20 protein-coding genes are annotated in these 20,804 nt (G+C 58.2%); 6 read left to right on the top strand and 14 right to left on the bottom strand.

Translation table 11 applies throughout. The features are described from left to right. Window position 1 precedes the first annotated feature (1 nt). Window positions 2-1,051 (bottom strand): aromatic ring-hydroxylating dioxygenase subunit alpha, encoded by a 1,050-nt coding sequence (locus DSC91_RS10555; protein WP_115778074.1) that lies wholly within the window; start codon window positions 1,049-1,051, stop codon window positions 2-4. A gap of 100 nt (window positions 1,052-1,151) precedes the next feature. Between DSC91_RS10555 and DSC91_RS10550 the strand changes: the two genes are divergently transcribed. Next, complete coding sequence (locus tag DSC91_RS10550) at window positions 1,152-2,081, top strand: LysR family transcriptional regulator (protein WP_115778073.1); 930 nt, start codon at window positions 1,152-1,154, stop codon at window positions 2,079-2,081. A 188-nt stretch (window positions 2,082-2,269) separates the two neighbouring features. Then, window positions 2,270-2,980 (top strand): hypothetical protein, encoded by a 711-nt coding sequence (locus DSC91_RS10545; protein WP_115778072.1) that lies wholly within the window; start codon window positions 2,270-2,272, stop codon window positions 2,978-2,980. 140 nt (window positions 2,981-3,120) lie between these two features. Here DSC91_RS10545 and DSC91_RS10540 read toward each other — a convergent pair whose 3' ends face one another. The 6 genes from DSC91_RS10540 to DSC91_RS10515 form a co-directional block, all read right to left on the bottom strand. Beyond that, entirely contained in the window at window positions 3,121-3,522 is a 402-nt protein-coding gene (locus DSC91_RS10540) for a CopD family protein (RefSeq protein ID WP_115779785.1), read from the bottom strand. 204 nt (window positions 3,523-3,726) lie between these two features. Next, window positions 3,727-4,185 carry a MarR family winged helix-turn-helix transcriptional regulator gene (locus DSC91_RS10535; protein WP_115778071.1) on the bottom strand — a complete coding sequence of 153 codons (459 nt, stop codon included), beginning with the start codon at window positions 4,183-4,185 and terminating at the stop codon, window positions 3,727-3,729. A gap of 51 nt (window positions 4,186-4,236) precedes the next feature. Next, window positions 4,237-5,118, bottom strand: coding sequence for an NmrA family NAD(P)-binding protein (locus DSC91_RS10530; protein WP_115778070.1), 882 nt, complete (start codon window positions 5,116-5,118; stop codon window positions 4,237-4,239). Between the two features lie 149 nt (window positions 5,119-5,267). Beyond that, window positions 5,268-5,591, bottom strand: a complete 324-nt coding sequence (locus tag DSC91_RS38655; RefSeq protein WP_162831362.1) for a glutathione S-transferase family protein — start codon at window positions 5,589-5,591, stop codon at window positions 5,268-5,270. 103 nt (window positions 5,592-5,694) lie between these two features. Next, the gene (locus DSC91_RS10520; protein WP_115778069.1) at window positions 5,695-6,477 is read right to left on the bottom strand and encodes an alpha/beta fold hydrolase; all 783 of its coding nucleotides are present in this window, start codon (window positions 6,475-6,477) and stop codon (window positions 5,695-5,697) included. Between the two features lie 158 nt (window positions 6,478-6,635). Then, window positions 6,636-7,277, bottom strand: coding sequence for an HD domain-containing protein (locus DSC91_RS10515; RefSeq protein ID WP_115778068.1), 642 nt, complete (start codon window positions 7,275-7,277; stop codon window positions 6,636-6,638). Window positions 7,278-7,411: 134 nt separating this feature from the next. Here DSC91_RS10515 and DSC91_RS10510 point away from each other — a divergent pair, with 134 nt between their 5' ends. Continuing rightward, the gene (locus tag DSC91_RS10510; RefSeq protein WP_115778067.1) at window positions 7,412-8,449 is read left to right on the top strand and encodes a GlxA family transcriptional regulator; all 1,038 of its coding nucleotides are present in this window, start codon (window positions 7,412-7,414) and stop codon (window positions 8,447-8,449) included. Window positions 8,450-8,523: 74 nt separating this feature from the next. Here the strand turns inward: DSC91_RS10510 and DSC91_RS10505 are convergent, their stop codons facing one another. Together DSC91_RS10505 and DSC91_RS10500 are read right to left on the bottom strand one after the other, a co-directional pair. Next, on the bottom strand, window positions 8,524-9,402 hold the full coding sequence (locus DSC91_RS10505) for a PhzF family phenazine biosynthesis protein (RefSeq protein ID WP_115778066.1): 879 nt from the start codon (window positions 9,400-9,402) through the stop codon (window positions 8,524-8,526). Between the two features lie 70 nt (window positions 9,403-9,472). Continuing rightward, a complete protein-coding gene (locus DSC91_RS10500; protein ID WP_115778065.1) occupies window positions 9,473-10,333 on the bottom strand; it encodes a PhzF family phenazine biosynthesis protein in 861 nt (286 codons plus the stop codon). A gap of 163 nt (window positions 10,334-10,496) precedes the next feature. Here DSC91_RS10500 and DSC91_RS10495 point away from each other — a divergent pair, with 163 nt between their 5' ends. Further along, complete coding sequence (locus DSC91_RS10495; RefSeq protein WP_162831361.1) at window positions 10,497-11,405, top strand: GNAT family N-acetyltransferase; 909 nt, start codon at window positions 10,497-10,499, stop codon at window positions 11,403-11,405. Window positions 11,406-11,432: 27 nt separating this feature from the next. Here DSC91_RS10495 and DSC91_RS10490 read toward each other — a convergent pair whose 3' ends face one another. From DSC91_RS10490 to DSC91_RS10480, 3 genes are all read right to left on the bottom strand, one after another. Then, the gene (locus DSC91_RS10490) at window positions 11,433-12,122 is read right to left on the bottom strand and encodes an alpha/beta fold hydrolase (protein WP_115778063.1); all 690 of its coding nucleotides are present in this window, start codon (window positions 12,120-12,122) and stop codon (window positions 11,433-11,435) included. 162 nt (window positions 12,123-12,284) lie between these two features. Beyond that, entirely contained in the window at window positions 12,285-13,805 is a 1,521-nt protein-coding gene (locus DSC91_RS10485) for a sensor domain-containing diguanylate cyclase (protein WP_115778062.1), read from the bottom strand. Between the two features lie 524 nt (window positions 13,806-14,329). Continuing rightward, entirely contained in the window at window positions 14,330-14,641 is a 312-nt protein-coding gene (locus DSC91_RS10480) for a hypothetical protein (RefSeq protein ID WP_115778061.1), read from the bottom strand. Between the two features lie 798 nt (window positions 14,642-15,439). On the opposite strand from DSC91_RS10480, the gene DSC91_RS10475 reads away from it, so the two are divergent. Further along, window positions 15,440-17,518: a secretin N-terminal domain-containing protein gene (locus tag DSC91_RS10475; RefSeq protein ID WP_162831360.1), complete on the top strand. Its 2,079-nt coding sequence runs from the start codon at window positions 15,440-15,442 to the stop codon at window positions 17,516-17,518. A 145-nt stretch (window positions 17,519-17,663) separates the two neighbouring features. Here the strand turns inward: DSC91_RS10475 and DSC91_RS10465 are convergent, their stop codons facing one another. Then, entirely contained in the window at window positions 17,664-18,659 is a 996-nt protein-coding gene (locus DSC91_RS10465) for a DnaJ C-terminal domain-containing protein (RefSeq protein WP_115778059.1), read from the bottom strand. A gap of 127 nt (window positions 18,660-18,786) precedes the next feature. Then, window positions 18,787-19,551 (bottom strand): ParA family protein, encoded by a 765-nt coding sequence (locus DSC91_RS10460; RefSeq protein ID WP_115778058.1) that lies wholly within the window; start codon window positions 19,549-19,551, stop codon window positions 18,787-18,789. Between the two features lie 421 nt (window positions 19,552-19,972). Here DSC91_RS10460 and DSC91_RS10455 point away from each other — a divergent pair, with 421 nt between their 5' ends. Beyond that, window positions 19,973-20,755, top strand: coding sequence for an alpha/beta hydrolase (locus DSC91_RS10455; RefSeq protein WP_115778057.1), 783 nt, complete (start codon window positions 19,973-19,975; stop codon window positions 20,753-20,755). Window positions 20,756-20,804: the final 49 nt, after the last annotated feature.

The following is a 20,804-nucleotide window of genomic DNA, read 5'->3' as shown; positions in this document are numbered from 1 at the left end:
GTCAGGCTCCCTGCGTCACGGGCGACGTCTGCTTCTTTTCGTCCTGGAGCCGTTGATCCACGGCCCAGCGGAATTGCGTGAGCGCAGCGTCAATGCCGAACGGCATCATTTTGAAACTGGGATCCAGCACGAGATTCTTCTGTTGCGCGGTGATGATGTCGCGGTCTTCGTCGAATGCATCGACCACCGCCTGATGGATCGCACGCGTGACCTCGGGCTGATCGACCGCGAAGTTATGGGGATGTCCGAAGAAGTAGTGCGTGGAGTGCTCTGTTTCCGGGGTGAGCGCCTGACAGCCACGGAATTCGGCTGCGTCGACGCGCGCACCATCCTGCGCGCCCGTGCCGACCGGCGCCATGCCCGAATCCATGCGCAGAATCGCGGGAATGGTGAAGTCGTAGATATTCCAGCGATCCACCTTGCCCGGCCAGTCCTTGACGGCAGCGGCGAACGGAGGCGCATCCGTATTCAAGGTCCACCGCGTGATGCGAACGCCGCCTTCTATCCGTTCAACCTTAGGCTGTACTTTTGCGTAGTCCTCGGGACCACCCAGCGTGGTCGGATGGACAAACGGCAGATGCGAGAAGTCCAGCAGGTTATCGCAGATCAGCAGGTAGTTCACGTCGTAATGAATGTAGCCAGGCAAGCTGCGCCATTGCGGGTCGTCAAGCCAATGCGTGTCGGGAATCGCATCAGGGTCCGCGAGCGACGGATCGCCCATCCAGATCCAGATCCAGCGATGCCGCTCGACGACGGGGAAAGACCGGACCTTCGCCTGTGGCGGAATCCGCTGTTGCGCGGGTGCTTCGACGCACGTACCGTCGCGGTCGAACTTCAGGCCGTGATACAGGCAGCGGACGCAATCGCCCTCGCGTCTGCCAACCGAAAGCGGGGCGCCGCGATGACAGCAGCGATCTTCCAGCGCTACTACGCTGCCACCTTCCTCGCGAAACAGCAGGACCGGAATTCCGGTAATCGTGCGAGCGAAAAGCGCCTTGTCTTCCACCTCCTGCGACCAGGCGGCTACGTACCACGTATTCCTGATGAACATCGTTGTCTCCTTCATGTGAGACGCCCCTATGCCTGGGACGCTTGACCCCAAGATAGATTTGGCACCATCATGCGTCAAGCCAATGACGTTAATGACAGGAATGCACGCGGTGCATATACGTGATCTGGATCTCAACCTGCTGGTCGTCTTCGATGCGTTACTTCGCGAGCGGAGCGTGACGCGTGCGGCATCGGAAGTGGGACTCTCGCAAGGCGCAATGAGCCATGCGCTGAACCGTCTGCGCGCGTTTTTCGAAGACCCGCTCTTCGTCAAGACACCTTCCGGCATGGAGCCGACGCCCAAGGCGGCCATGCTGGGCGCTTCGATCGTCGACGTGATGGCAACCCTGCGTCAGGACGTGATTTCCCAGGCGCGCTTCGATCCTTCGACGGCGCGCCGTACCTTCGTTCTATGCATGACCGACATGGGCGAACTGGTCTTTCTGCCGCCACTGATCCGGCGCCTTCGCGAGGAAGCGCCGAATTGCATGTTGCGCTCGGTTCAGGTTCCGTTCGAGCAGATCGAGGGTCTGCTGGCATCCGGCGAAGCGGATCTTGCGTTGGGTTCGATCCGCGCCGCACCCGACGATCTCTATCAGCAGCAACTGTTCTTGCACTCCTTCGTGACGATGGTGAGCGTGCGGAACAAGGCGATCGGCGACGCCATCACGCGCGAGCAATTTGAGGCGATGCCGCAGATCGCCGTATCGTTGGCGGGGCGCACAAGGGACGCATACGACAGCGTGTTCGACGAATACGGCATCCGGCGAAATACCTATCTGACCACACCGCATTTTCTGGTCGTGCCGCTCCTGATCGACGAGCACCCCGATCTGATCGCCACGGTACCGCTGGAACTCGGCAATGTCTTCGCCAAACTTGGGACCGTCAAACTCGTCCCGCCGCCTGTAGCGCTTCCTCCGTTCGCGCTCCGTCAGCACTGGCATCCCCGATTTCATGACGAGCCGGGGAATATCTGGCTGCGACAACTCATCAAGCGCACTTTCGAACACTACCCCGAGTTTTTGTAACGGTAGAGACGGTCATTCGCGGCTGATTATTCAGATTCGATTACAAACATGGCTGGCTTCCTTTCGCGCAATTACAAAGCATCAAGTCTCGCGTGAGGGTCCCGATAACCCGATTGCACGTCGCTACCGTGCATTCGATTTTCGACCGTCTCTCCAAGCGCTGATAAAGCAAAGGAAGCGTTAGCACCATGTCGCCTGATTCGATCAACACGAATACGCCAGTCACCACACCGCTCCCGCCCGAGCCTCTGCCATCGAAGGATGCATCGTCGACGGCCGGCACGTCCGACCGTAGCAACGATGCGCTGATGACAGCGCTCAAGCTCACGTTGACGCGGCTCGGTATCGATGCATCAACGGGCTTAACCGTCAGCGACAGCAGCAACGACAACGCCGACGCCTTGTCGTTGCCGAGGCGCGTGAGTGCGTCGAGCACGTCACTGATCACGGCGCTCTATCAGGCGCTCGAACTGCAGCAGTCAATTGCCTCGGCTAATGGACTGAGCACCTCGGGCAATGGGACGAACGACGCGCTTTCCACCATGACAGATACCCAGCCATCCAATCTGGCCGTGAATGGCTATCGCGATCTCGGCGCTCAGATTGGCGATCTGGCGAAGATGTCCGGCGCGGTGGCAAGCGACGACGATTACGATACTGACGAGTGGGATTTATATATCGGCGATTCCAAAAACACGTCGAGCGCTGTGACAGAGTCGGCCGACCCGATGACAGCCGCAATCGGACAATTGAATCAGGCGTTACGCGATCACGTCGCGGCGCTCACGCAGAATGCGAACGCGAAAGTCTCGCTCGCTGCGGTACTCGACGGATTGTCTGACGAGACGAAGGGCGTTCAATGGCGGCCGCTCGGTGTGCTGATCGACGTGCAGGTGTAGTGTCCGGTCAACGCGGGTCAAGTAATCGCGTGTCAGGTCACGCCGTACTCGAGCGTCCGTCCAGATCGTACTTCCGTGCCGTCATGATTCGGATAACCCAGAACGGACATCGGCGTATCTATAGCGGTCAGCATGGTGTCTCACCGCGAAAACTTCAGAACCGCGAGGAAAACAATCGCCACAACGATGACGATCACGGCCGGCGCCGCAAATTTCAACGCGGACGATTCGCGCATCGCGCCGTCGCGTTCCGCCCGCCTCGAAAAACCTGCGAGCATGCCATGCAACGCCGACAGGAACACGACCAGAGGTAGCTTCGCGGTCAGCCATGCGGCGCCAAACCAGTGCCCCATCAACGCGATCGTCGGGCCGGTGATCCACACCAGTGCCAGCGCTGGCGTCGTCACCCGACGGTCCCAACGGCGCATCACCCGAAGGATCACGAGATTGTTCGCCGCCGCACAAATGGAAAGGACAAGCAGCCCAGCGACAAACGTTATTACCGACGCAACATGCAGTGCCTTGATTGACAGATAGATCATCGAGCAGTCCACTTGCGTGCGAGCCACGCCACATTCAGGAAACCCCCGAAGGGGACGATTGCAGCAACGGTCAGCCGGACAACTTCCGAGCGCTGCCATGCGCCGCTTGCCGCTGGTGTGACCTCATCCCTGGAACTATCGGTCTGGACCGCCGTTCGAGGTACGGCAGGTATGAACTGCACGGCCGACGAAACAGACAGGCGCTCATTCGGCGGAAGATGTCGTCTCATCGTCGACCTTCATGTGCGAAAGGCTCCGGCGCATTACAGCAACATTTTTTGGCCCGTTCATGATGCTGAACTGCTGCTGCGCTTCGAGCCACAGCGGCGCCGCCTGCTCGAAAAGATCGGCTCCCTCGGCGGTGAGTTCAACCACACGGATGCGACCGTCCGTGGGAGACGGTCGCATCGTCACGAAACCATCGCGCTCGAGAAAACCGATCATCTTTCCCATCGCTGTCCGCTCGATGTCGAGCCGCTCGGCGAGAGCATTAACCGAGGCGCTCTGCTGTTCGTTCAGGGTCGCCAGGATAAGAAACTGTGTGATGCGAAGCCCGGACGGCTGGAGATAAGCGTCATAAAGACGCGAGATCTGACGGGCGGCCTTCCTCACCGTAAAGCAGTTGCATTGGTCGACCCCGATGGGTTGGTTTTCCGGCAGCATCTCGTATCCTCCTCAACGTTGGTTAAATTGCCTGGGTGCCTCGCGCGTTAGTCAGGCAAAAGCGCCCCGATACTTCCCGATGAACGCCGGCACAGAAAGCGCCGGCGTGCCGGTGATTTTCTCGACGGCATCGTTAGTACCCTGGAACACGCCTTCGCGATAGTGCTGCGCGACTTCAACGAGGTGCTGAACAAGGAACGGAGGGAACTTGTACACCTGCTCCATCTGTTGCTTGAAATCCTCGATCGAAGTCGGGGCGTATTCGATCGTCACGCCGAGCACCTCGCTCATGGCTGCAGCGATTTCCGTGTGGTTCATCTCGACCGGGCCGTGGAGAGTGTAAGTCTTGCCGCCATGTTCTGCCGGATTCGCCAGAATGTGAGCGATGACCCTGCCCTGGTCGTCGGAGCTGATCGGAGCATGGCGACCGTTTTCGAACGGAAAATCGATCTTTTTTCTGGCCCAGATCTGCTTTGCAAAATGCGGGTAGACGAGCCAGTCCGCAAAGAATGTGGGGCGCAGATGCGTGGTGGGCACGCCGGACCAGTCGAAGACCTGTTCGGAAATCCAATGGTCCTGTGCCGCATGACTGGTCGACTCGCGCCGCGCTGAAATCTGCGACATGTTGACGATCGCGGCGACACCGGCTTCCTTCGCGGCCTGCGCGAAATAGGCTGCTGCGCCGAGAATCCCCGGTGCGATCGGGTGAAGGAAGTAGGCGGAGCTGACACCCTCCATGGCTGCGCGGATGTCGTCGATGTCGGTGAAATCTCCGACGGCGATGTCAACGCCGCGCGCCCGCAGCGCCGCTGCGCGCTCGTCATCCGAGCGCACGTAAGCGCGGACACGCTTACCCATCTGGAGCAGTTCGTCGATGGCTGCACCGCCGGTACGGCCGGTTGCGCCGCTTACAAGAATGGTCGATTCGTTCATGGCTTTGATCCTTTGAAGAGTTAAGAGCATATGCTCGTGTCAGGCAATATAGGAGCATATGCTCTCATATGCAAGTTTTTTCTTTGGACGGCTTCTGTTCGCCTCGAGCGAAACACCTCGCCTGTCACTGAGCATGGATGAAGGCCGCGCTAAAAAGCTGCCAGGCCGCGAACGACGCCGGGCCGCGCGCTGATCCTTGCGTACCAGGCGCGGAGTAGGGGGAGTGCGGACCAATCGAGGTCCTGCCTCATCGCAAAGGCACTCGTATAGGCAGCGATATCTGCGAGGGTGAACCTATTGCTAGCGATATATGGGGCGTCGATCAGGAATCGTTCGGCCTGAGCGAGCAGCCGGGCGCCGGTGTTCTTCAGGCACCAGGAAGGAAAGGTCGTATCGCCGCGGCGGAGATGTCTGGCGGCGTCAGGCGGCGATTCGTCGTCGATCCGCCTATGTAGCGCTCCGTGATCCGCCAACCGTTATCGGTCTCGCGAAGCCCTGCCGATTAGCGCAATGAACCGCGAAGCCTACAAGCGACGACCGATTTTACGAGCAGCCATTCAGAAATCTTCCTTAAGGTTATGTCCGCAGTTGCTGCATGAATTGGCGAATTTCTGTTGCGACCGCAGCCGGATTCTCGAGAGGTGACAGGTGCCCCGTATCGGGCAGTACATGCATTTGGGAGCCCAGGATTCGCGGCAATAGTTCGCCGCGCAACGTCTCTGGCCGGTCCACCTGATCACGTTCCCCAGTAATAACCAGGACGGGTACATTGATGGACAAGACGTTAGCGGTAATGTCTTCGACCATTCCGCCAAGTGGCCATGCAATCTTGGCCTGCGGTGCGCCGCGCAGACTGTCGGCGACAACCTGTTCGCGAAGTTCCGGGGTCAGCCCTTTCGCGGTGAGTACGTTATCAAGTGCCCAGATGATCGACTCCCGAGTGTCGTAGACTTTGGCCATCTCGGCGCGTTGCTCAGCTGAAAAGGTCATCGGTGACGGAGGCGACGGCGCCACCAGGATGACGCCCTGGAGCCCCGCGGGCCGACGCGACGCGAATAGCTGCGCGACCTTCCCGCTCATTGAGTGACCGACCACGACGTAGCGTTCAAGATTCAGTGCTTCAATGACGTCCTGCACGTCGTTTGCCAGATCGCCGATGCCATAACCCTGCTCGGGCGCCTCCGAATCACCCCAACCGCGGTGATCCATGGCTATCGACCGGTACTGGTCCGCCAGGTCACGGATTACGCCGTCCCAGGTTCGGCTTGACCCGCCGTAATAATGCAGAAACAGAAGCGCTGGTTCGCCGCTCCCACGCTCGTCTACATAAATTTGCGTTCCTCGAGTCTTGACATGCATTTTGGTTTTCCTGATCTGCAGATTATTTTCGGTGTCGGAGGGCACCGTGCGGATTGCCGGTGCAAGTCGTTTCGCAAGCGGGAGAGCAGCGCCGGAACCCGCTTTGCGCGCAACATGCGCGGCTGCGGAGGCGGTGGGCGCGCTAGCCGTGTGCTACCTCAGCTTTCAAACGGCGCATCATTAATCAGGTCGCACACGTTCGGAATATCGAAACCGTGTACATGGCGTCGGCCGATATCGGCGATTCCGGTGCCGATGGCCGTATGGGGTTTCTTTCTGGCGACTTCAGCCAGCGCTTCGGTAAACGCCGCTTTAAATCCAACGCGGGGGTAGAGCATGAGCGTGTCATCGATCAACGACGGCGTGACTTCGTCCAGAAACAGTCCGAAGACGTCGAGATGTGCACCCATATAGACGAGAGCGATTTCTGGCTGCTTGCGCTCGGCGAGGCCGCCCGCGGAGTGAAGCGCGATGGCATCCCACACGAGTTGCGTTTTCTCTTCCGGGTAGTCATGGGCCAGCAAAAGGCGGCTGGCCGCGTCGGCGCCGTCCACTTCGAAGCGTTGGTCGGCAGCGAATTCGTCCGTAAGGCCAAGGTCGTGAAGCAGCGATGCGAGATACACCACCTCCCGATCGTATTTCAAACCTCGCTTCCTGCCCAGGAATTCGGCGAACCACCATGTCCGATGCACGTGATGCATCATCGCTCCGGAATGGACACGCTCGACGAGAGAAGCTGCTTTGGTCGCGATCTCCGAGTCTGGAGCACTCACGCCCCCCACAATCACACGTTCACGCATTGCATACCCTCCGGCTCATGCGAACTTGTAGAGCGATCCAGTGTAGGCGGTTCGTCGATGGCTCAAATGACAGATCGCGGACGATTTCTGCCACAATCGTTCTCCCTATCCCCGGATACGCAGCGCCTCTTTCAATGAGAAAACGGACGAAACCTGTTTCTCCGCCCGCAGACCCGAGACAGAAGCGCGTGGTCATATTGGGTTTGCCGCCGGTGGACGCGCTCGACGTGATCGGTCCGGCGGAAGTATTCGCGTGGGCGAATCAACTGCACGACGGTGAAATTCCTCCGTATGTGCTCGAACTGGTTTGCTCGGCGACCGATGTGCACCTGGACAGCGAAACAGGTATTGGACTCAGAGGGCATAGCACGCTCGCACAGGAGCGTCGTGCCAACAAATCCATCGACACCTTGCTCGTGACCATGGGCTCCAGGACGTTCGAGCAGGTCGATCAAGCAGCCATAGAGTGGATTCGAACGCGCTCACCGACAGTGCGTCGCGTGTGCTCCATATGCGTTGGAGCGTTTGCGCTGGCTGCCGCCGGCCTACTGGACGGACGCAGGGCGACGACGCATTGGGGCGCGGCACGGCGCCTGGCGGAGCGCTATCCCAAGGTGCAGGTCGACCCGGCTCCCATCTGGGTGAAAGACGGCAACGTCTACACGTCAGCCGGCGTATCGTCTGGAATCGACCTCGCGCTTTCGCTGGTAAGCGAAGATCTGGGAAATGACTTCGCATTGGAAATAGCGAAGAATCTGGTCCTGTTTCTACGTCGTCCGGGCGGGCAGGCGCAGTTTAGTTTCACACTTCAGTCACAGCGTACGCACAATTCAGGTCTGAGCGACTTATGCCTCTGGATCGGTGAGCATCTGCATATGGACCTCACAGTCGAGGTCATGGCAGCCAGAGTTTCAACCAGCGTCAGAACGTTGATACGTATGTTCCAACGAGAATTGCAGACCACCCCCGCAAGATATGTCGAAAACGTCCGGCTGGAATCCGTTTGCCGTTCGCTTGCGCTGGGTGAGAGATCGATGCAGGACATCTGCCGTCGGAATGGTTACGACAGCGCCGACGTGCTAAGAAAGGCATTTACACGTCGCTTCGGGGTGAGTCCCACAGAGTACGCCCGGCGCTTCAGCAAGAGCGCCGAGCCGACGCAGTCCGGTTGACACTGGCCGCGTATCCTGCAAGGCGATGCGATACCCGCGCGCGTGCTTCGATGGCGGGACGCTCAATGTCGTCATCAAATGTCGACGGTAATCGACCGCATGAGGACCCCCGCGCCTCCAGCCATCAAGCGCGAAATCCTGCTGCTGTCGACGTCGAGAACAACCTGGATGACGCTTGGCGACGGTGGCTGCATCAAGTGGCCCTGCTCGATGGCTATTTCCGTATCGCCTACATCCATACGCTCGTATAAAAAGCAAGCCAGAGGCCCAGCTGCCGTTCCCGTCGCCGACTCTTCGGCAATTCCGAAACGTGGCGCGAACATGCGGGCTCCCGCGTGGCGACCCGGTACTTTCGTCGTGGTTGAAAATACGTAATAGCCGATCAAGTCGAGGTCGTCGCTGATTGATTCGATGGATCGCTGGTCCGGACGGATCGCAGCCACAGACCGCTCGTCCGGCAATGCAATCAGCAGAAAGCTGTTGCCCGTGTTGACAACGGTCGGACTTGCCGTGCTATAGATCTGCTCCGTTGATACGCCGATAGACTGCCCAACTTTTGCGGCGAGCTGGGACCCCGCTTCGATTGCCCGATAGGTCGGAGAGCGCTGTTCCATCAGAATGGTACTGCCATCAATTTCGATGTCCCTGCATCCGTCGATCGTCTCCTTTGACGACCGGCCATCACTCACTCTGCCGAGTTTTCTCAGGAGTGAAAACGTGGCAATGGTGGCATGGCCGCAATGAGGAATCTGCCGCGTTGGTGTGAAAAATTCCAATTTGATCGTCGCGACACTCGATTTCGACACGAATGCAGTTTCCGATAGTGCGGCCCGCTGGGCGACATGCAGCTTCTGACTCGCGGTGAGATCATCGGCATCGATTACCACGCCAGCGGGATTTCCCCCGGTTCCTCCGTCCGTCAAAGCATTGACAATTTGAACTTCAACCCGCACGAATCCTCCGTATAGACGAAACTCAGAAAAAGAAGGGCGACCCCACGTGACTGGCATGCATATGCCGAAGCTATAGCGTAATTGCACCCCGCCCAAGCTCAATCACACGCCCACCCACACGGATTTCGCCGCCCTCAGTAACCGAAAGCCGCAGCAGACTAGGGCGACCCACCGCATCGCCCTGTTCGATCTCAAAGGCCGCTGGCAATTTGCTCCCTTTGGCGAGCAGCCAGCCACCCAGGTTTGCGCAAGCTGAACCCGTGCCAGGGTCTTCCGAAATGCCTCCGCTTTGCTTCGCGAAGAAATAGCGCGACAGCACGCTTCCCGGCCGGGCAGAGTCGAATGCGAACACGTAGGCAGTCTTTCGGCCGAGACTGCTTTGCGGCCAACTATCCCACCGCGCGCTGTCGGGCCGTGCACGGCGAACCGCCTCTGTGCTGTTCAGCGCAACCAGCAATTGATCTGAACCCGTGTTGACCCATAACGGCGGCGTGAGCAAGTCGTCTTCGTTCAACCCTAGCAACGATGCGATTTCTGCGTTGGCCAACGAACTCGCTGCTGTTTTCGGCTTGCCTGCATGCGGCGCTGCGAAGGTCCACACGTCCTCGTGTGCGCTAACCGGTATCACCCCTGCGTTGAACTCGAGAGTGAGGCTGTCACCGGCCCGGACGACGTCTCGCACTACGTGTGCAGTGCCGAGCGCCGGGTGTCCGGCGAAAGGCATTTCATAGCCGGGTGTGAAAATGCGAACCTGCGCGCTTGCGCGATCCGACGGTAAAACAAACGTCGTTTCGGAAAGATTGAACTGAGTGGCAAGAGCCCGCATTGTCAAGTCATCCAAACCCCGCGCATCTTCGAATACGCACAACGGATTGCCGCCAAAAGTAGATTCGGCAAACACGTTTAGCAGGCGAAATGCGTAGGATTTCATTCAACGGTTACCTTGATGACAGGGTGGCAGTGGGCTATCGCGACATACTACCTGAGCAACTACCCGGGGGGGCAGATAGGTCACCCGGCCGGCAAATGCAGTCGAGTTAGCGCGTGAGTGATGCTAGATTACAAGGCTTCGAAACATCCCCGATGTGATGCCCATGATTCTGACAGGACCTGAGGTTGCCCATGCGCTAGAGAATGCCGAGGCCCGGCATTTGGCGCTGCAAGTCGAAACTTACCGCGGACTGACTAAACGTGAGGACGTCCATACGCTCGAGATTTGCGGAGGTGTCGCAGCGCTGACCGAAAACATCTTCGGGAGAAAACTGAATCACGTAACGGGACTCGGTATGGGTACGCCGGTCAGCGTGGACGCGGTTGAACAGCTCGAAACGGCTTATAACGAGCGGGGGCTGGATGTGGAGATCGATCTCTGCCCGCATGCGGATGGCACTACGCTCGCCGCGCTAACGGAGCGGGGATACGCGGTCAATGCTTTCAGTAACACCTATGTCCGAATGCTTCGCGATGAGGATCTGACAGCACGGCCACCTGAGGACATCGAGATCGTGACGGATCGCGCTGTCGTCGAGGACGTGTTTGTGTCGCATTCGATCGCCGGGTTCGAAATACAGGCGGTACGTAGACCGCCGATACTGCTTGAAGCGCTTGCCAGGATAGCCGTTGCAAGAGCCGATACGATGCTGTTTGCAGCAAAGTTGAACGGGCACCTCGCGGGCACAGGAGGCATGAGTGTCATTGCGACACCTGTTGGAAAGATCGCGCACCTCTATATCGCCAGTACGCATCCTGCCCATCGCGGCCGTGGCATTCAACTCGCATTGATCCGGTCGAGACTGGCCGCGGCGCGGAAGGCGGGCTGCGTCATGGCGAGCATTACCGCCCGGCCGTACAACACGAGCGCTCGCAATACAGAACGGGCCGGTTTTAGTCTTGCTTATACCAAGGCAACGTTTGTTAAGCGGTACTCCCCGGCAGCACAAGCCGATTCAATCAATCGCAGAGCGTCTGAGGCTATCGCGGGTGGGACGCTGAAAGCGGAATGATGAAGGCGCGTCGTTGTCCGACAGAAGTTACCCAGGAACGGAGCGCACCAGCCAATCGCGTGCGATGTTCGTGCATTCCGTCGGTCGTTCCAGCGTCGGGAAATGTCCGCACCCGTTAAGCACCTCCAGGCGCGCGTGGGACATTACCGCTGCGATGCGCCGTCCGACTTCGACGGGAACGAAACGGTCCGCTTCTCCCCATATAAGCAGAGTGGGTACTTTGCTCGCACCCAGCGTTGACCAGTGATCCGATCGGGTCAGCGTCGCATCGGACTGCCGGGCGAAAACGTCGGGGCCGTTAGCGCGCGCCATTTCGACAAACATTGCTCTCGATCCATCGTCGGTCGCGGGGATAGCATTCTCGGCGAATTCCCTGACAACGCATTCATGTTCTCCGGACCGAATTCTGTGGCTCGTTGCACGCACGGAAGCCGGGTCTGGGTGAACGCCGGGCTGGCAGTTCATCAGCCACAGGCCCTTAACACGGCTTGGGGCTCTTGCCAGCACCTCCATCGCGAGGCAACCACCGTACGCTGTGCCGACAAGGACGAAGGCTCCGGTCGTTTCCGCTAACAGTTTGTCTGCACTCTCTCCGAATGTCGGTTGCGCCAGCACGTGGACAGACGGTGAAACGAGATCCTTGAGCCCTTCAATCTGAGCCGCATACATTCGTCCGTCGCACGGCATGGCTGGCAGGAAAACAATCGGGAGCGACATGGGTCTTTGGAAATGGGTTAGCGGGTTACTGATTGAAAATCATCTGGACAGCATGACTTCCCACCGGGCGACGGAGTTAAAGTGAATTTGCCAAACCGCTTTAGCCGGAAGGAGGCCATCATGAACGATGGCGGCATCAAACTGCATTCGAACAACAGCGACTCACACGCGCGACGCTTCGCATACCCGGTTACGGCCGGTCGATTTTGCTTGGTACAGGGCCGAGTCAGCCATCTTCACCAGAATCGCGCCATCATGGACCGCCCGCCCTTGCGACGTCACCACGCCGATGCTCGCTGTCACACGGCCGTACGGACTGTGGGCGTGTTCAATGTCGAGATCGAATATGGCGTGCCGAATGGTCTCCGCGACGCTCGTGGCACCAACCGCGTCGGCATCCGGAAGGGTAACCACGAATTCCTCGCCGCCATATCGGGCAACATGGTCGGCCGGTCGGCGAACGCACAGGGCCACGCATTGGGCGACGGCTTTCAGTACCTCGTCGCCGGCCTGATGGCCATAGAAGTCGTTGTATGCCTTGAACTGATCGATGTCGACGAACAGCAGCGAGAGCGGAAGGCCGGTGCGATTGGCCTGTTGCCATTCTTTCTGCAGCGTCTCGTCGAAGGTCCCCCGGTTGCTCAGCCCCGTGAGGGCGTCCGTGCGTGCCAGATGCTGCAGTTTAGATTCCGCAAGCTGTCGCCGCTGCAGTTCTCGCGACAGCAGCAACGATCCGGCTCCGAGGATAATGGTGAATACCGCCATCACGATCCCGAGCCGCATGGCCCGGCGTTGCCATTCGGCGTAAATGTCGCTTTCTGCAGGCGCCACGTCGACGATGAGCGGCAGCCCGGGTAAGTGCTTGTACACGTAGAGCCTGCGGATCCCGTCGATCGAGGCAGTGCCGGTAAACGCGCCTTCGTTGGTCGCCATCGCGCGGATGAACACGGCGGCGCTCTGGATGTTCCGCCCAACCACCTTTGGGTCGTAGGGCAATCGGGTGATCATGGACCCGTTGGTCTCGATGACTGCCGCCGTACCGCGCCGCCCCACAGAGAGGCCGTCTAATAAGGCACGGAAATAGTCGATGCTCAACGTCCCGACCACGACACCGCCGAAGGAGCCGTCCGCGCGCGTAATCCTGCGGCTCAGGGCGATTGTGAGCGCCCCGTCGCGCAGCCGTGATGCATAGGGCTTGCTGATGTAGAGACCGGCGTTGCTGTTGTCGCGGTGAAAGGTGAAATAGTCACGGTCAGCGAAGTTTCCAGCGCGTGCCGGAATGAATTGGGAGTCCAGGGTGATGTCGCCACGCTCATTCATCACGAAGATCGAGCCGAGGTATTTGCCCGAAGCAGCGCGGTCGAAGAGCACCCCGCTTTGCAACTTTGGGGGGAGTGCCATGACCTGCGGATCGTTCACTCCATCCACGACCGCCTGCAGAGAAAGATCGTAGAGTTCAATGTTGCGGGCGATATCCCGCTCGATGACCAGCATCAGGTTCCGCGCGTTCTCCTCGGCGCGGTTGTAGGCGTCGTTGCGGGACTCGAATAGTATCCATGCGCACAGGCCGCACGTGAACAGGATCAGCAGCACACCCCCGGCGATTACGCCGGACGGCGACAACACCCGCGAAGTGGCTGACGAAACAATTCGGCGCGCAAAGGCCGACAATGACGAACGCATAGAGCCTCGTGAGACGAATTCGTATACGCGCCTGAAGGGATGCAGCCATGCATGAGAGGGCCCGCGTAGCTTTGGAGTAGTAGATCGTCGTTATCTCGTACGCTACTTCAGACCCAAATGTGTCCGATTATCGTCGCATTGGCGCTAGAAAGATCGTTACCTGAGTATTTTACTGGGCAGCGAAAAAAAACGTTGTGTCGCACCGTGTCTGGATCGCCAACCATTCGCATGTCGCCAGTCGCTGTTATTCGATCACTTTGTGGGCATGCAACAGTCGATGTGCTGCAAACCGTTGCCAGGAAAAGGTCAGGGAGAAACTAAAAACCGCTGTCCGTGAGGGCAGCGGTTTTTCTTACGTTGGGTGGCGAATCAGGGACTCGCCAGTCGCGAAACTCTGGCGCCGCTCACAATTACAACTGCGACAACTGCGACAACTGCGACAACTGCGACAACTGCGCTTTACGCGCTTGAAGCGCTTAGTCGGTTTGCGCTCATTTGCGCCCGGTCGTCATCTTCAACAACGGCTATTGGCCGGCGGCCGGCGACACTACGCTCGGCGTTGCCAGCGTGTTGTGACTCCCAGGAGCATTGGTGAGGGACGTCGCGCTATTGTTCGTGCTATTCGGCAGGCCCGGGTTCGTCGATCCGGCGCTCATGCCGCTGTCCGAGTTGGCGACGCCAGGCGTGCCGTAGCCGCTCGTTGCATTGGCCGGCGGCACGGCGGCCGGCGACACGACACTCGGAGTCGCCAGCGTGTTGTTGCTCTGTGCATAAGCGCCGCCAGACAGCGTGAGTGCGGCGACGGCCGCGATTAACGTGCTGGTTGCCTTGTTCATGACCCGTTCCTCCTTGATTGGATTGGAATTTCGACACAAACGACCCATTCGTATTTCTCCATAGCGGTCGTTGTGCACCTGGCTCGTGGCGATCAAACAAACTCGCGGGACCGTTCGTACAGTGCGCCGACAGCGCGGGATCGAGTCCATACCAGGTAACAGCAAGTTTAGGAAAGCGGTCGCTGATAATTAAGCGCATTGTCCGCAAGGGTGAATTTCGATTTCTGGAATTACCTCTAATGGGTCACGGTCCTGAATCTGGGTTCGGCGTGGTTCGGCATTGCGCGGAGCATGCGACGTGACTCGCGAAGAAAGTATTGGGCTGCCTGGATACTCGCCTGTCGCTTTACGGTTCTTCTGAAAACGGGTATCGCATGGAACCCCCTTGCTTACACTTCGATGAATAAAATATTAAGGATCAACAAAAAATCATAATTACAGTCAATGAGCATAGAAATAAAAAAGGGCGCGAAGCGTGTCGCCGGAAAAAGATGGCCTTGCATTCGGCGATAATTTACGAAAATTGACAAAATATTATTAAAAGTTTCTATTAGTAAGTCAAATTTAATTCTCCGCATCATCACAACGCTATAAAGCTATACTTTGTCGCTTTTGGCACTTTCCCCGTAAATCAAGAGGGCCATGTCTGCATATAAAATGGGGACACTGCAACGAAAAGCATGAAAAGCATTGCTGCGGCTGAAAATTTTCCAGAAAACAAATAAATCAAGATGGCGCCGAAATTGTACCGGTCAAATTCAGCGATGAATTATTGGTAAAACGAAAATCGAGCTATAAATGAGACGAGAATCTTTCCATAAAGCAGCTTGCGTTTTTCTGTGTACATCGCTTCTGTTCTGCTCGCCGTTGTCTATGGCCAGCGTCACGATGAATTTCGCGAATACCGACATCGCGCAGGTGGCACGCGCAATTGGAGCGGCCACAGGAAAAACCATAATCGTCGATCCCAGAGTAACAGGCCAACTTAACCTGGTGTCGGAAAACCCGGTATCCGACGAGGTCGCGATCAAGACACTGGAATCCGCGTTGCGGATGCAGGGATTCACGTTATTGCAAGATCACGGAGTCATCAAGATCGTGCCGGAAGCGGACGCGAAGCTACAAGGCGTGTCGACTTATGTTGGAAATGCACCTGTCGCAAAGGGCGATCAAGTCGTCACACAGGTTTTTCATCTGCACCGGGAATCTGCTAACAGTGTATTGCCCATTCTTCGGCCGTTGATTTCACCCAATAATACCGTTAGCGCTTACCCCGGTAATAACACAATTGTCGTCACTGATTACGCGGACAATATTCGGAGAATAGCAGCGGTCATTGCCGGCATTGACGCCGCATCGGAACCCCATATCGATGTCGTGCAGCTCAACTTCGCCGATGCGGCCACTACTGTTCCGCAGGTTCAGAAACTGCTGGACATGAGTGCCATTGGGGAATCGGATCCGACGCAAAAAGTTACAGTGACGGCTGATCCCCGAACCAATTCCATCGTGCTCCGCTCCGGCGAGTCCGAGCGTTTGAAGGAAGCGGAAGCGCTGGTGATCAAGCTTGACACGCCTGCCCGAACCCCAGGCAACATCCACATCGTTACGCTGCGAAACGCCGACGCCACTGACATCGCAAAGACGTTGCGCAAGATATTGGGCCAATCAAACTCCGGCGATTCGAAGGACGGTAGTGCGCAATCCAAGGGAAACGGCGCAGGTTCGTCCCATCTTTCGAATAGCGACGGTTCACTGCCTCCGTTACCCAGTATCGGTGGCACCACATCGACGTCTTCGGGGGCATCGACGACTACGGGGGCTTCGTCTGGCGTGGGCGGCGCCAGCGCAGGCGCCGTACCGAATTCGGATGATCAGGATGGCGATAAAGGAAATGGGGAAATCGTGGCCGATGTCTCCACCAATTCCTTGATCATCACCGCTTCGGAACCCGTATTCAAAAATCTCAGCACGGTTATCGCCCGGCTGGATCAACGCAAGGTTCAGATCTACATTGAATCGCTGATCATGGAGGTGTCGTCGGATAAAACGGGGCAGTTTGGAATTCAGTGGTTAACCACTTCAGGTCTCGCGACTCTTGCTGCATCTACAACCAATGTCGGAATAGTTGCCGGCTTCGGGAATATTTTGGGCACCAAGGGTCTGTTTCAGGCCCTGCAGACAAACTCCGACGTGAACATCTTATCCACTCCGAGTCTGCTTACGCTCGACAACCACGAAGCCCGAATACTTGTCGGAACCAACATTCCGATTGAGACCGGAACTTATTCGACCAACACGACCAGCTCCTCTTCTGCCTCTGCGTTTAATACTTACGATCGTCAGGATGTCGGGATCATGCTGGATGTAAAACCGCAGATCAATCAGGGAGGAACAATCAGACTGCAGCTTTACCAGGAGGATTCAAGCGTCATCAGTGGAACTTCCAACAACGCCGGCGGATCCAGTATCAATAAGCGGGCGCTTCAGTCGACAATCCTGGCTGACGATGGTCAGATCGTGGTGCTGGGTGGACTGATCAGCGACTCTTATACCAATGGAAACAGCAGCCTGCCCTGGATTTCAAAGGTGCCTTTGTTGGGGTATTTGTTCAGGAATGAGACGAAGAATAGAGAGAAGACGAATTTGCTGATCTTTCTGCGGCCAGTAATCGTAAAAGACGCGTCCACGTTGGCAAATATCTCGTCGGACAGGTACGGATATATCCGAGGAAAATCGCTTGATTATAAATCGGAAAACTGGACGCAAAAGGACGATACACAACCCGTCCCGCCGCCAAATAACGGGAATCAGCCGGGCAGTGAAGAGAACTTGTTCGACTTGACGCATATCGAGCATAAAATCAATGCGCCGTGAGCGTCGCCACAATGTATGGGAATGGCGTCGCGACTTCCCGCCAGACAAATCGCAAGGTCACTTCAACTGGAAGGGAACCATGTCAACTCCCTGGGCCGGGCGCTGCCTTTACGGCGGCGCGGTGCAATACGAAGCTCGGGGCACTTCACTCGCGCAACTCGTCTGTCATTGCCTGCATTGCTCGACGCCCAGCGTCCGCAAACATCTCGCGCAGCCGTTGCCGCTCGTTGTCGGTGAGATGTGAGGCCGCAGCCGGCATTGCGAGCACCAATTGCAGCGTCAGGTCACCGCGCGAGCCGGTGCGGTCCGTGAGTCCATGTCCGGGTAGACGGATCGTGCTGCCCTGCTGCGCGTTCGGCGGAATCGCCATCTGGTGCGCACGGCCCAGGATCTGCGCTTCGAAGTTGCCGCCGAGCGTGGCTGTCACGAAATCGACCTGAATCTCGCTTGCGAGATTCAGGCCGTCGCGACGAAAGGCCGCGCTGCACACAATTGCGACTGAGAAGATCGCGTCGCCCGGTGGACCACCATTCGGCCCGGGATGGCCGCCACCTTCGACGACAAGACGCTGGCCATCCCATACGCCCGCTGGAACCTTCACCGTCTCGGACTTCCGGCAGGTCCTGATGCCCGTACCGAGACACGTTTGACACTGCTCACCCGCTGGCGGGCGACCGGTTCCCCCACAGGCCATGCAGGGCATGCCCGAGACCGACAGACCGCTGCCGTAGCAGCCCGCGCACTGGGAAACCCTTTCTTGACATGGGTGACAGGGTGCCTTCACCGAATAGCTCGCTTCGACCTCGCCGCCGTGGATCGCGGCTTCGAGCGGCACGAAAAGTTCGATCAGGCAGTTCGCCCCGCGCATCGGAGGCGGGCTGCGGTGTTCGTGTGCGTGTGCTGGCTTGCTGCGCCGCTCGGTCGATGCGTCCGCCGGGATAGGCACGGGCAGACCACGCTCGCCGGTCAGAATCTCAAACGCTTCCTGAATGCGCTTGAACACCGGCTCGACCGCCGATTCGCGCCCCTTGTTGCGATCCGGGTGGTACTTCGCTCTTAGCCGTCGGTACGCACGCTTGACGTCTGCCGGCGACGCAGTGCCCGGCAGACTCAGCCGCCTGTAGTATTCGTCGAGGCTCACGTGTTTTCCCCCGTTTTTTTACGTAAGCGCAAGTCTATCAAGACACAGCGAAAGCACTGTCAGGTGTCGATGAAGGGAGATCTATCGACGCTTGAGTGTCCGTCGCCAGCCGTCTACCGATTCCCCGCTATCCGGCCAGTTCACGATGCAAGGCCCGATACTCCTGCGAGAGTTTGTGTCCCGGGTCGAGGTGGATGACGGGGGTGGCCTGCTGATGCGATTCCCGGATCTTCACGGACGAAGACAGCCGCGAAGCCAGCACCGGCAAGCCCTCGCTGACGAGTTCGTCGACCAGCTTCTGTGGCAGGCTCGCACGAGGCTGAAACTGGTTGATGACAATTCCCTCCACCTCAAGCGCGACGTTGTGATCCTGCTGGATCTCCTTCACGTTTTCCAGCAACGTGTAAAGCGCGCGACGGGAAAAGTCATCACAGTCGAACGGAATCAGACAACGTTCGACGGCGATCAGCGCGGAGCGGGTGTAGAAGTTCAGCGCCGGCGGCGTGTCGATATAGATCGCGTCATACATGTCGAGCTCGTTGAGCGCGTCGCGCAACTTGTAGATCTTGTAGCGGGATTCCAGTTTGCCGTGCAACGCGTCCAGATCAGGATGAGCGGGCATGACGTCCAGGTTTTCAAACGGTGTCGGATGAATGAATGACGTGACTTCCACCGGTTTGAAGCTGAACGTCAACGCGGTTTCAAAGAAACCGGCGACGGTGGGATGCGCTTCACCGGCCTGCGGGCCGAGCAGGTACTGACTTGAATTCGCCTGGGCATCCAGGTCGATAACCAGCGTGCGCAGACCTTCGCTCGCGCTGATGGCTGCCAGGTTGCAGACAATGGTCGATTTGCCTACGCCACCTTTCTGATTGAATACGACGCGCCGCATATTCTCCCCTTGAACGGAAGCTGTCCCAAAGCCGCCAGCATACCTGAGTCAGCGAACACCTTGCCGCCTGCAGTCGAACCGCAACTGGAAGAGACTGCGGCGTTGCTTGGCCCAGTGCAGGCCGACATGACTAACACACCCTTGCGTCGAGCGCGTATTCGCGAATCGCAACAGGCCTCTTCCTCGGAATACTCCGACAGCCTGGCGCCACGGCATCGTCGACGTCATAAAAAAGACTGTGCGGCGAATGGAATGTTTGCCCGGACACTGTGTTTGCACCTTCGTACACCAGAATCCAGCGCCCGCTTGCAGTCCGAAACATCGACGGGATGATTGGCTGGGTATGGTTCGTCTATCGACTCGCCGCAACGGTTGAGCGAAATCCGCGAATCTCATCCTTCACATCTCTCGGAGAAGTCTCATGAAGTTGAATTCGCTTGTCCTCGCCGGTTTCGCCGGCGTCACCTTGCTGAGTGCAACGACGTCATTCGCGCAGGACAGCACCGCCGCCCCGTCCGCACCGATCAGGAATGTCGTACTCGTTCACGGACTGTTTGCAGACGGGTCGAGCTGGCAGAAAGTGATTCCACTGCTGCAGGCGAGGGGCCTGCACGTGACGGCGGTGCAGAATCCGACCACCTCGCTCGACGCGGACGTGGACGCGGTCAAGCGCGTGCTTGCGCAACAGGATGGTCCGACGCTGCTGGTTGCGCACTCGTACGGCGGCATGGTGATCAGCCAGGCCGGCGATGATCCGAAGGTCGCCGGTCTTGTGTACATTGCCGCGCGTGCGCCGGCTGCCGGTGAGGACTATCCGGCGCTGACGAAGAAATTCCCGGCCGCGCCCGCATCGGCGGGGCTTCAATGGTCGGTCGACGGCTACGGCAAGCTATCCGAGCCGGCATTTGTGAAAGACTTCGCCGGCGATCTGCCGAAGGCTGAAGCGGAAACGTTCTATGCGGTCCAGCAGCCGATCGGCAAGGCGATCACGATGGCGAAGACGACCGTCGCCGCGTGGCAGGACAAGCCGACCTGGTATGCAGTGTCGACTGACGATCGGACTATCGACCCGGATCTGGAGCGCTTCATGGCGAACCGGATGCGCGCGCATACGATCGAGCTCAAGTCGAGTCACGTGTCGCTGTTGTCGCATCCGACCGAAGTCGCGGATCTGATCCTCGAAGCGACCGGCGAGCAGAAGTAAGAGGGGGCTCGCGTCGCCGTCAATTGCGATCACGGGGCATGGCGAGGTC

Origin of the sequence: Paraburkholderia caffeinilytica, assembly GCF_003368325.1 — a bacterium.
In the GTDB taxonomy this organism is placed as follows: Bacteria; Pseudomonadota; Gammaproteobacteria; order Burkholderiales; family Burkholderiaceae; genus Paraburkholderia; species Paraburkholderia caffeinilytica.
This window is presented reverse-complemented; position numbering and strand designations above follow the sequence as displayed.

Excerpts from the sequence above, each read along its gene's own strand:
- DSC91_RS10550 (WP_115778073.1), top strand. The coding sequence starts at position 1,152 with ATGCACGCGGTGCATATACGTGATCTGGATCTCAACCTGCTGGTCGTC.
- DSC91_RS10515 (WP_115778068.1), bottom strand. The coding sequence starts at position 7,277 with ATGCGTGAACGTGTGATTGTGGGGGGCGTGAGTGCTCCAGACTCGGAG.
- DSC91_RS10475 (WP_162831360.1), top strand. The coding sequence starts at position 15,440 with ATGAGACGAGAATCTTTCCATAAAGCAGCTTGCGTTTTTCTGTGTACA.
- DSC91_RS10540 (WP_115779785.1), bottom strand. The coding sequence starts at position 3,522 with ATGATCTATCTGTCAATCAAGGCACTGCATGTTGCGTCGGTAATAACG.
- DSC91_RS10535 (WP_115778071.1), bottom strand. The coding sequence starts at position 4,185 with ATGCTGCCGGAAAACCAACCCATCGGGGTCGACCAATGCAACTGCTTT.
- DSC91_RS10530 (WP_115778070.1), bottom strand. The coding sequence starts at position 5,118 with ATGAACGAATCGACCATTCTTGTAAGCGGCGCAACCGGCCGTACCGGC.
- DSC91_RS10545 (WP_115778072.1), top strand. The coding sequence starts at position 2,270 with ATGTCGCCTGATTCGATCAACACGAATACGCCAGTCACCACACCGCTC.
- DSC91_RS10495 (WP_162831361.1), top strand. The coding sequence starts at position 10,497 with ATGATTCTGACAGGACCTGAGGTTGCCCATGCGCTAGAGAATGCCGAG.
- DSC91_RS10500 (WP_115778065.1), bottom strand. The coding sequence starts at position 10,333 with ATGAAATCCTACGCATTTCGCCTGCTAAACGTGTTTGCCGAATCTACT.
- DSC91_RS10520 (WP_115778069.1), bottom strand. The coding sequence starts at position 6,477 with ATGCATGTCAAGACTCGAGGAACGCAAATTTATGTAGACGAGCGTGGG.
- DSC91_RS10480 (WP_115778061.1), bottom strand. The coding sequence starts at position 14,641 with ATGAACAAGGCAACCAGCACGTTAATCGCGGCCGTCGCCGCACTCACG.
- DSC91_RS10455 (WP_115778057.1), top strand. The coding sequence starts at position 19,973 with ATGAAGTTGAATTCGCTTGTCCTCGCCGGTTTCGCCGGCGTCACCTTG.
- DSC91_RS10510 (WP_115778067.1), top strand. The coding sequence starts at position 7,412 with ATGAGAAAACGGACGAAACCTGTTTCTCCGCCCGCAGACCCGAGACAG.
- DSC91_RS10555 (WP_115778074.1), bottom strand. The coding sequence starts at position 1,051 with ATGTTCATCAGGAATACGTGGTACGTAGCCGCCTGGTCGCAGGAGGTG.
- DSC91_RS10490 (WP_115778063.1), bottom strand. The coding sequence starts at position 12,122 with ATGTCGCTCCCGATTGTTTTCCTGCCAGCCATGCCGTGCGACGGACGA.
- DSC91_RS10460 (WP_115778058.1), bottom strand. The coding sequence starts at position 19,551 with ATGCGGCGCGTCGTATTCAATCAGAAAGGTGGCGTAGGCAAATCGACC.
- DSC91_RS10485 (WP_115778062.1), bottom strand. The coding sequence starts at position 13,805 with ATGCGTTCGTCATTGTCGGCCTTTGCGCGCCGAATTGTTTCGTCAGCC.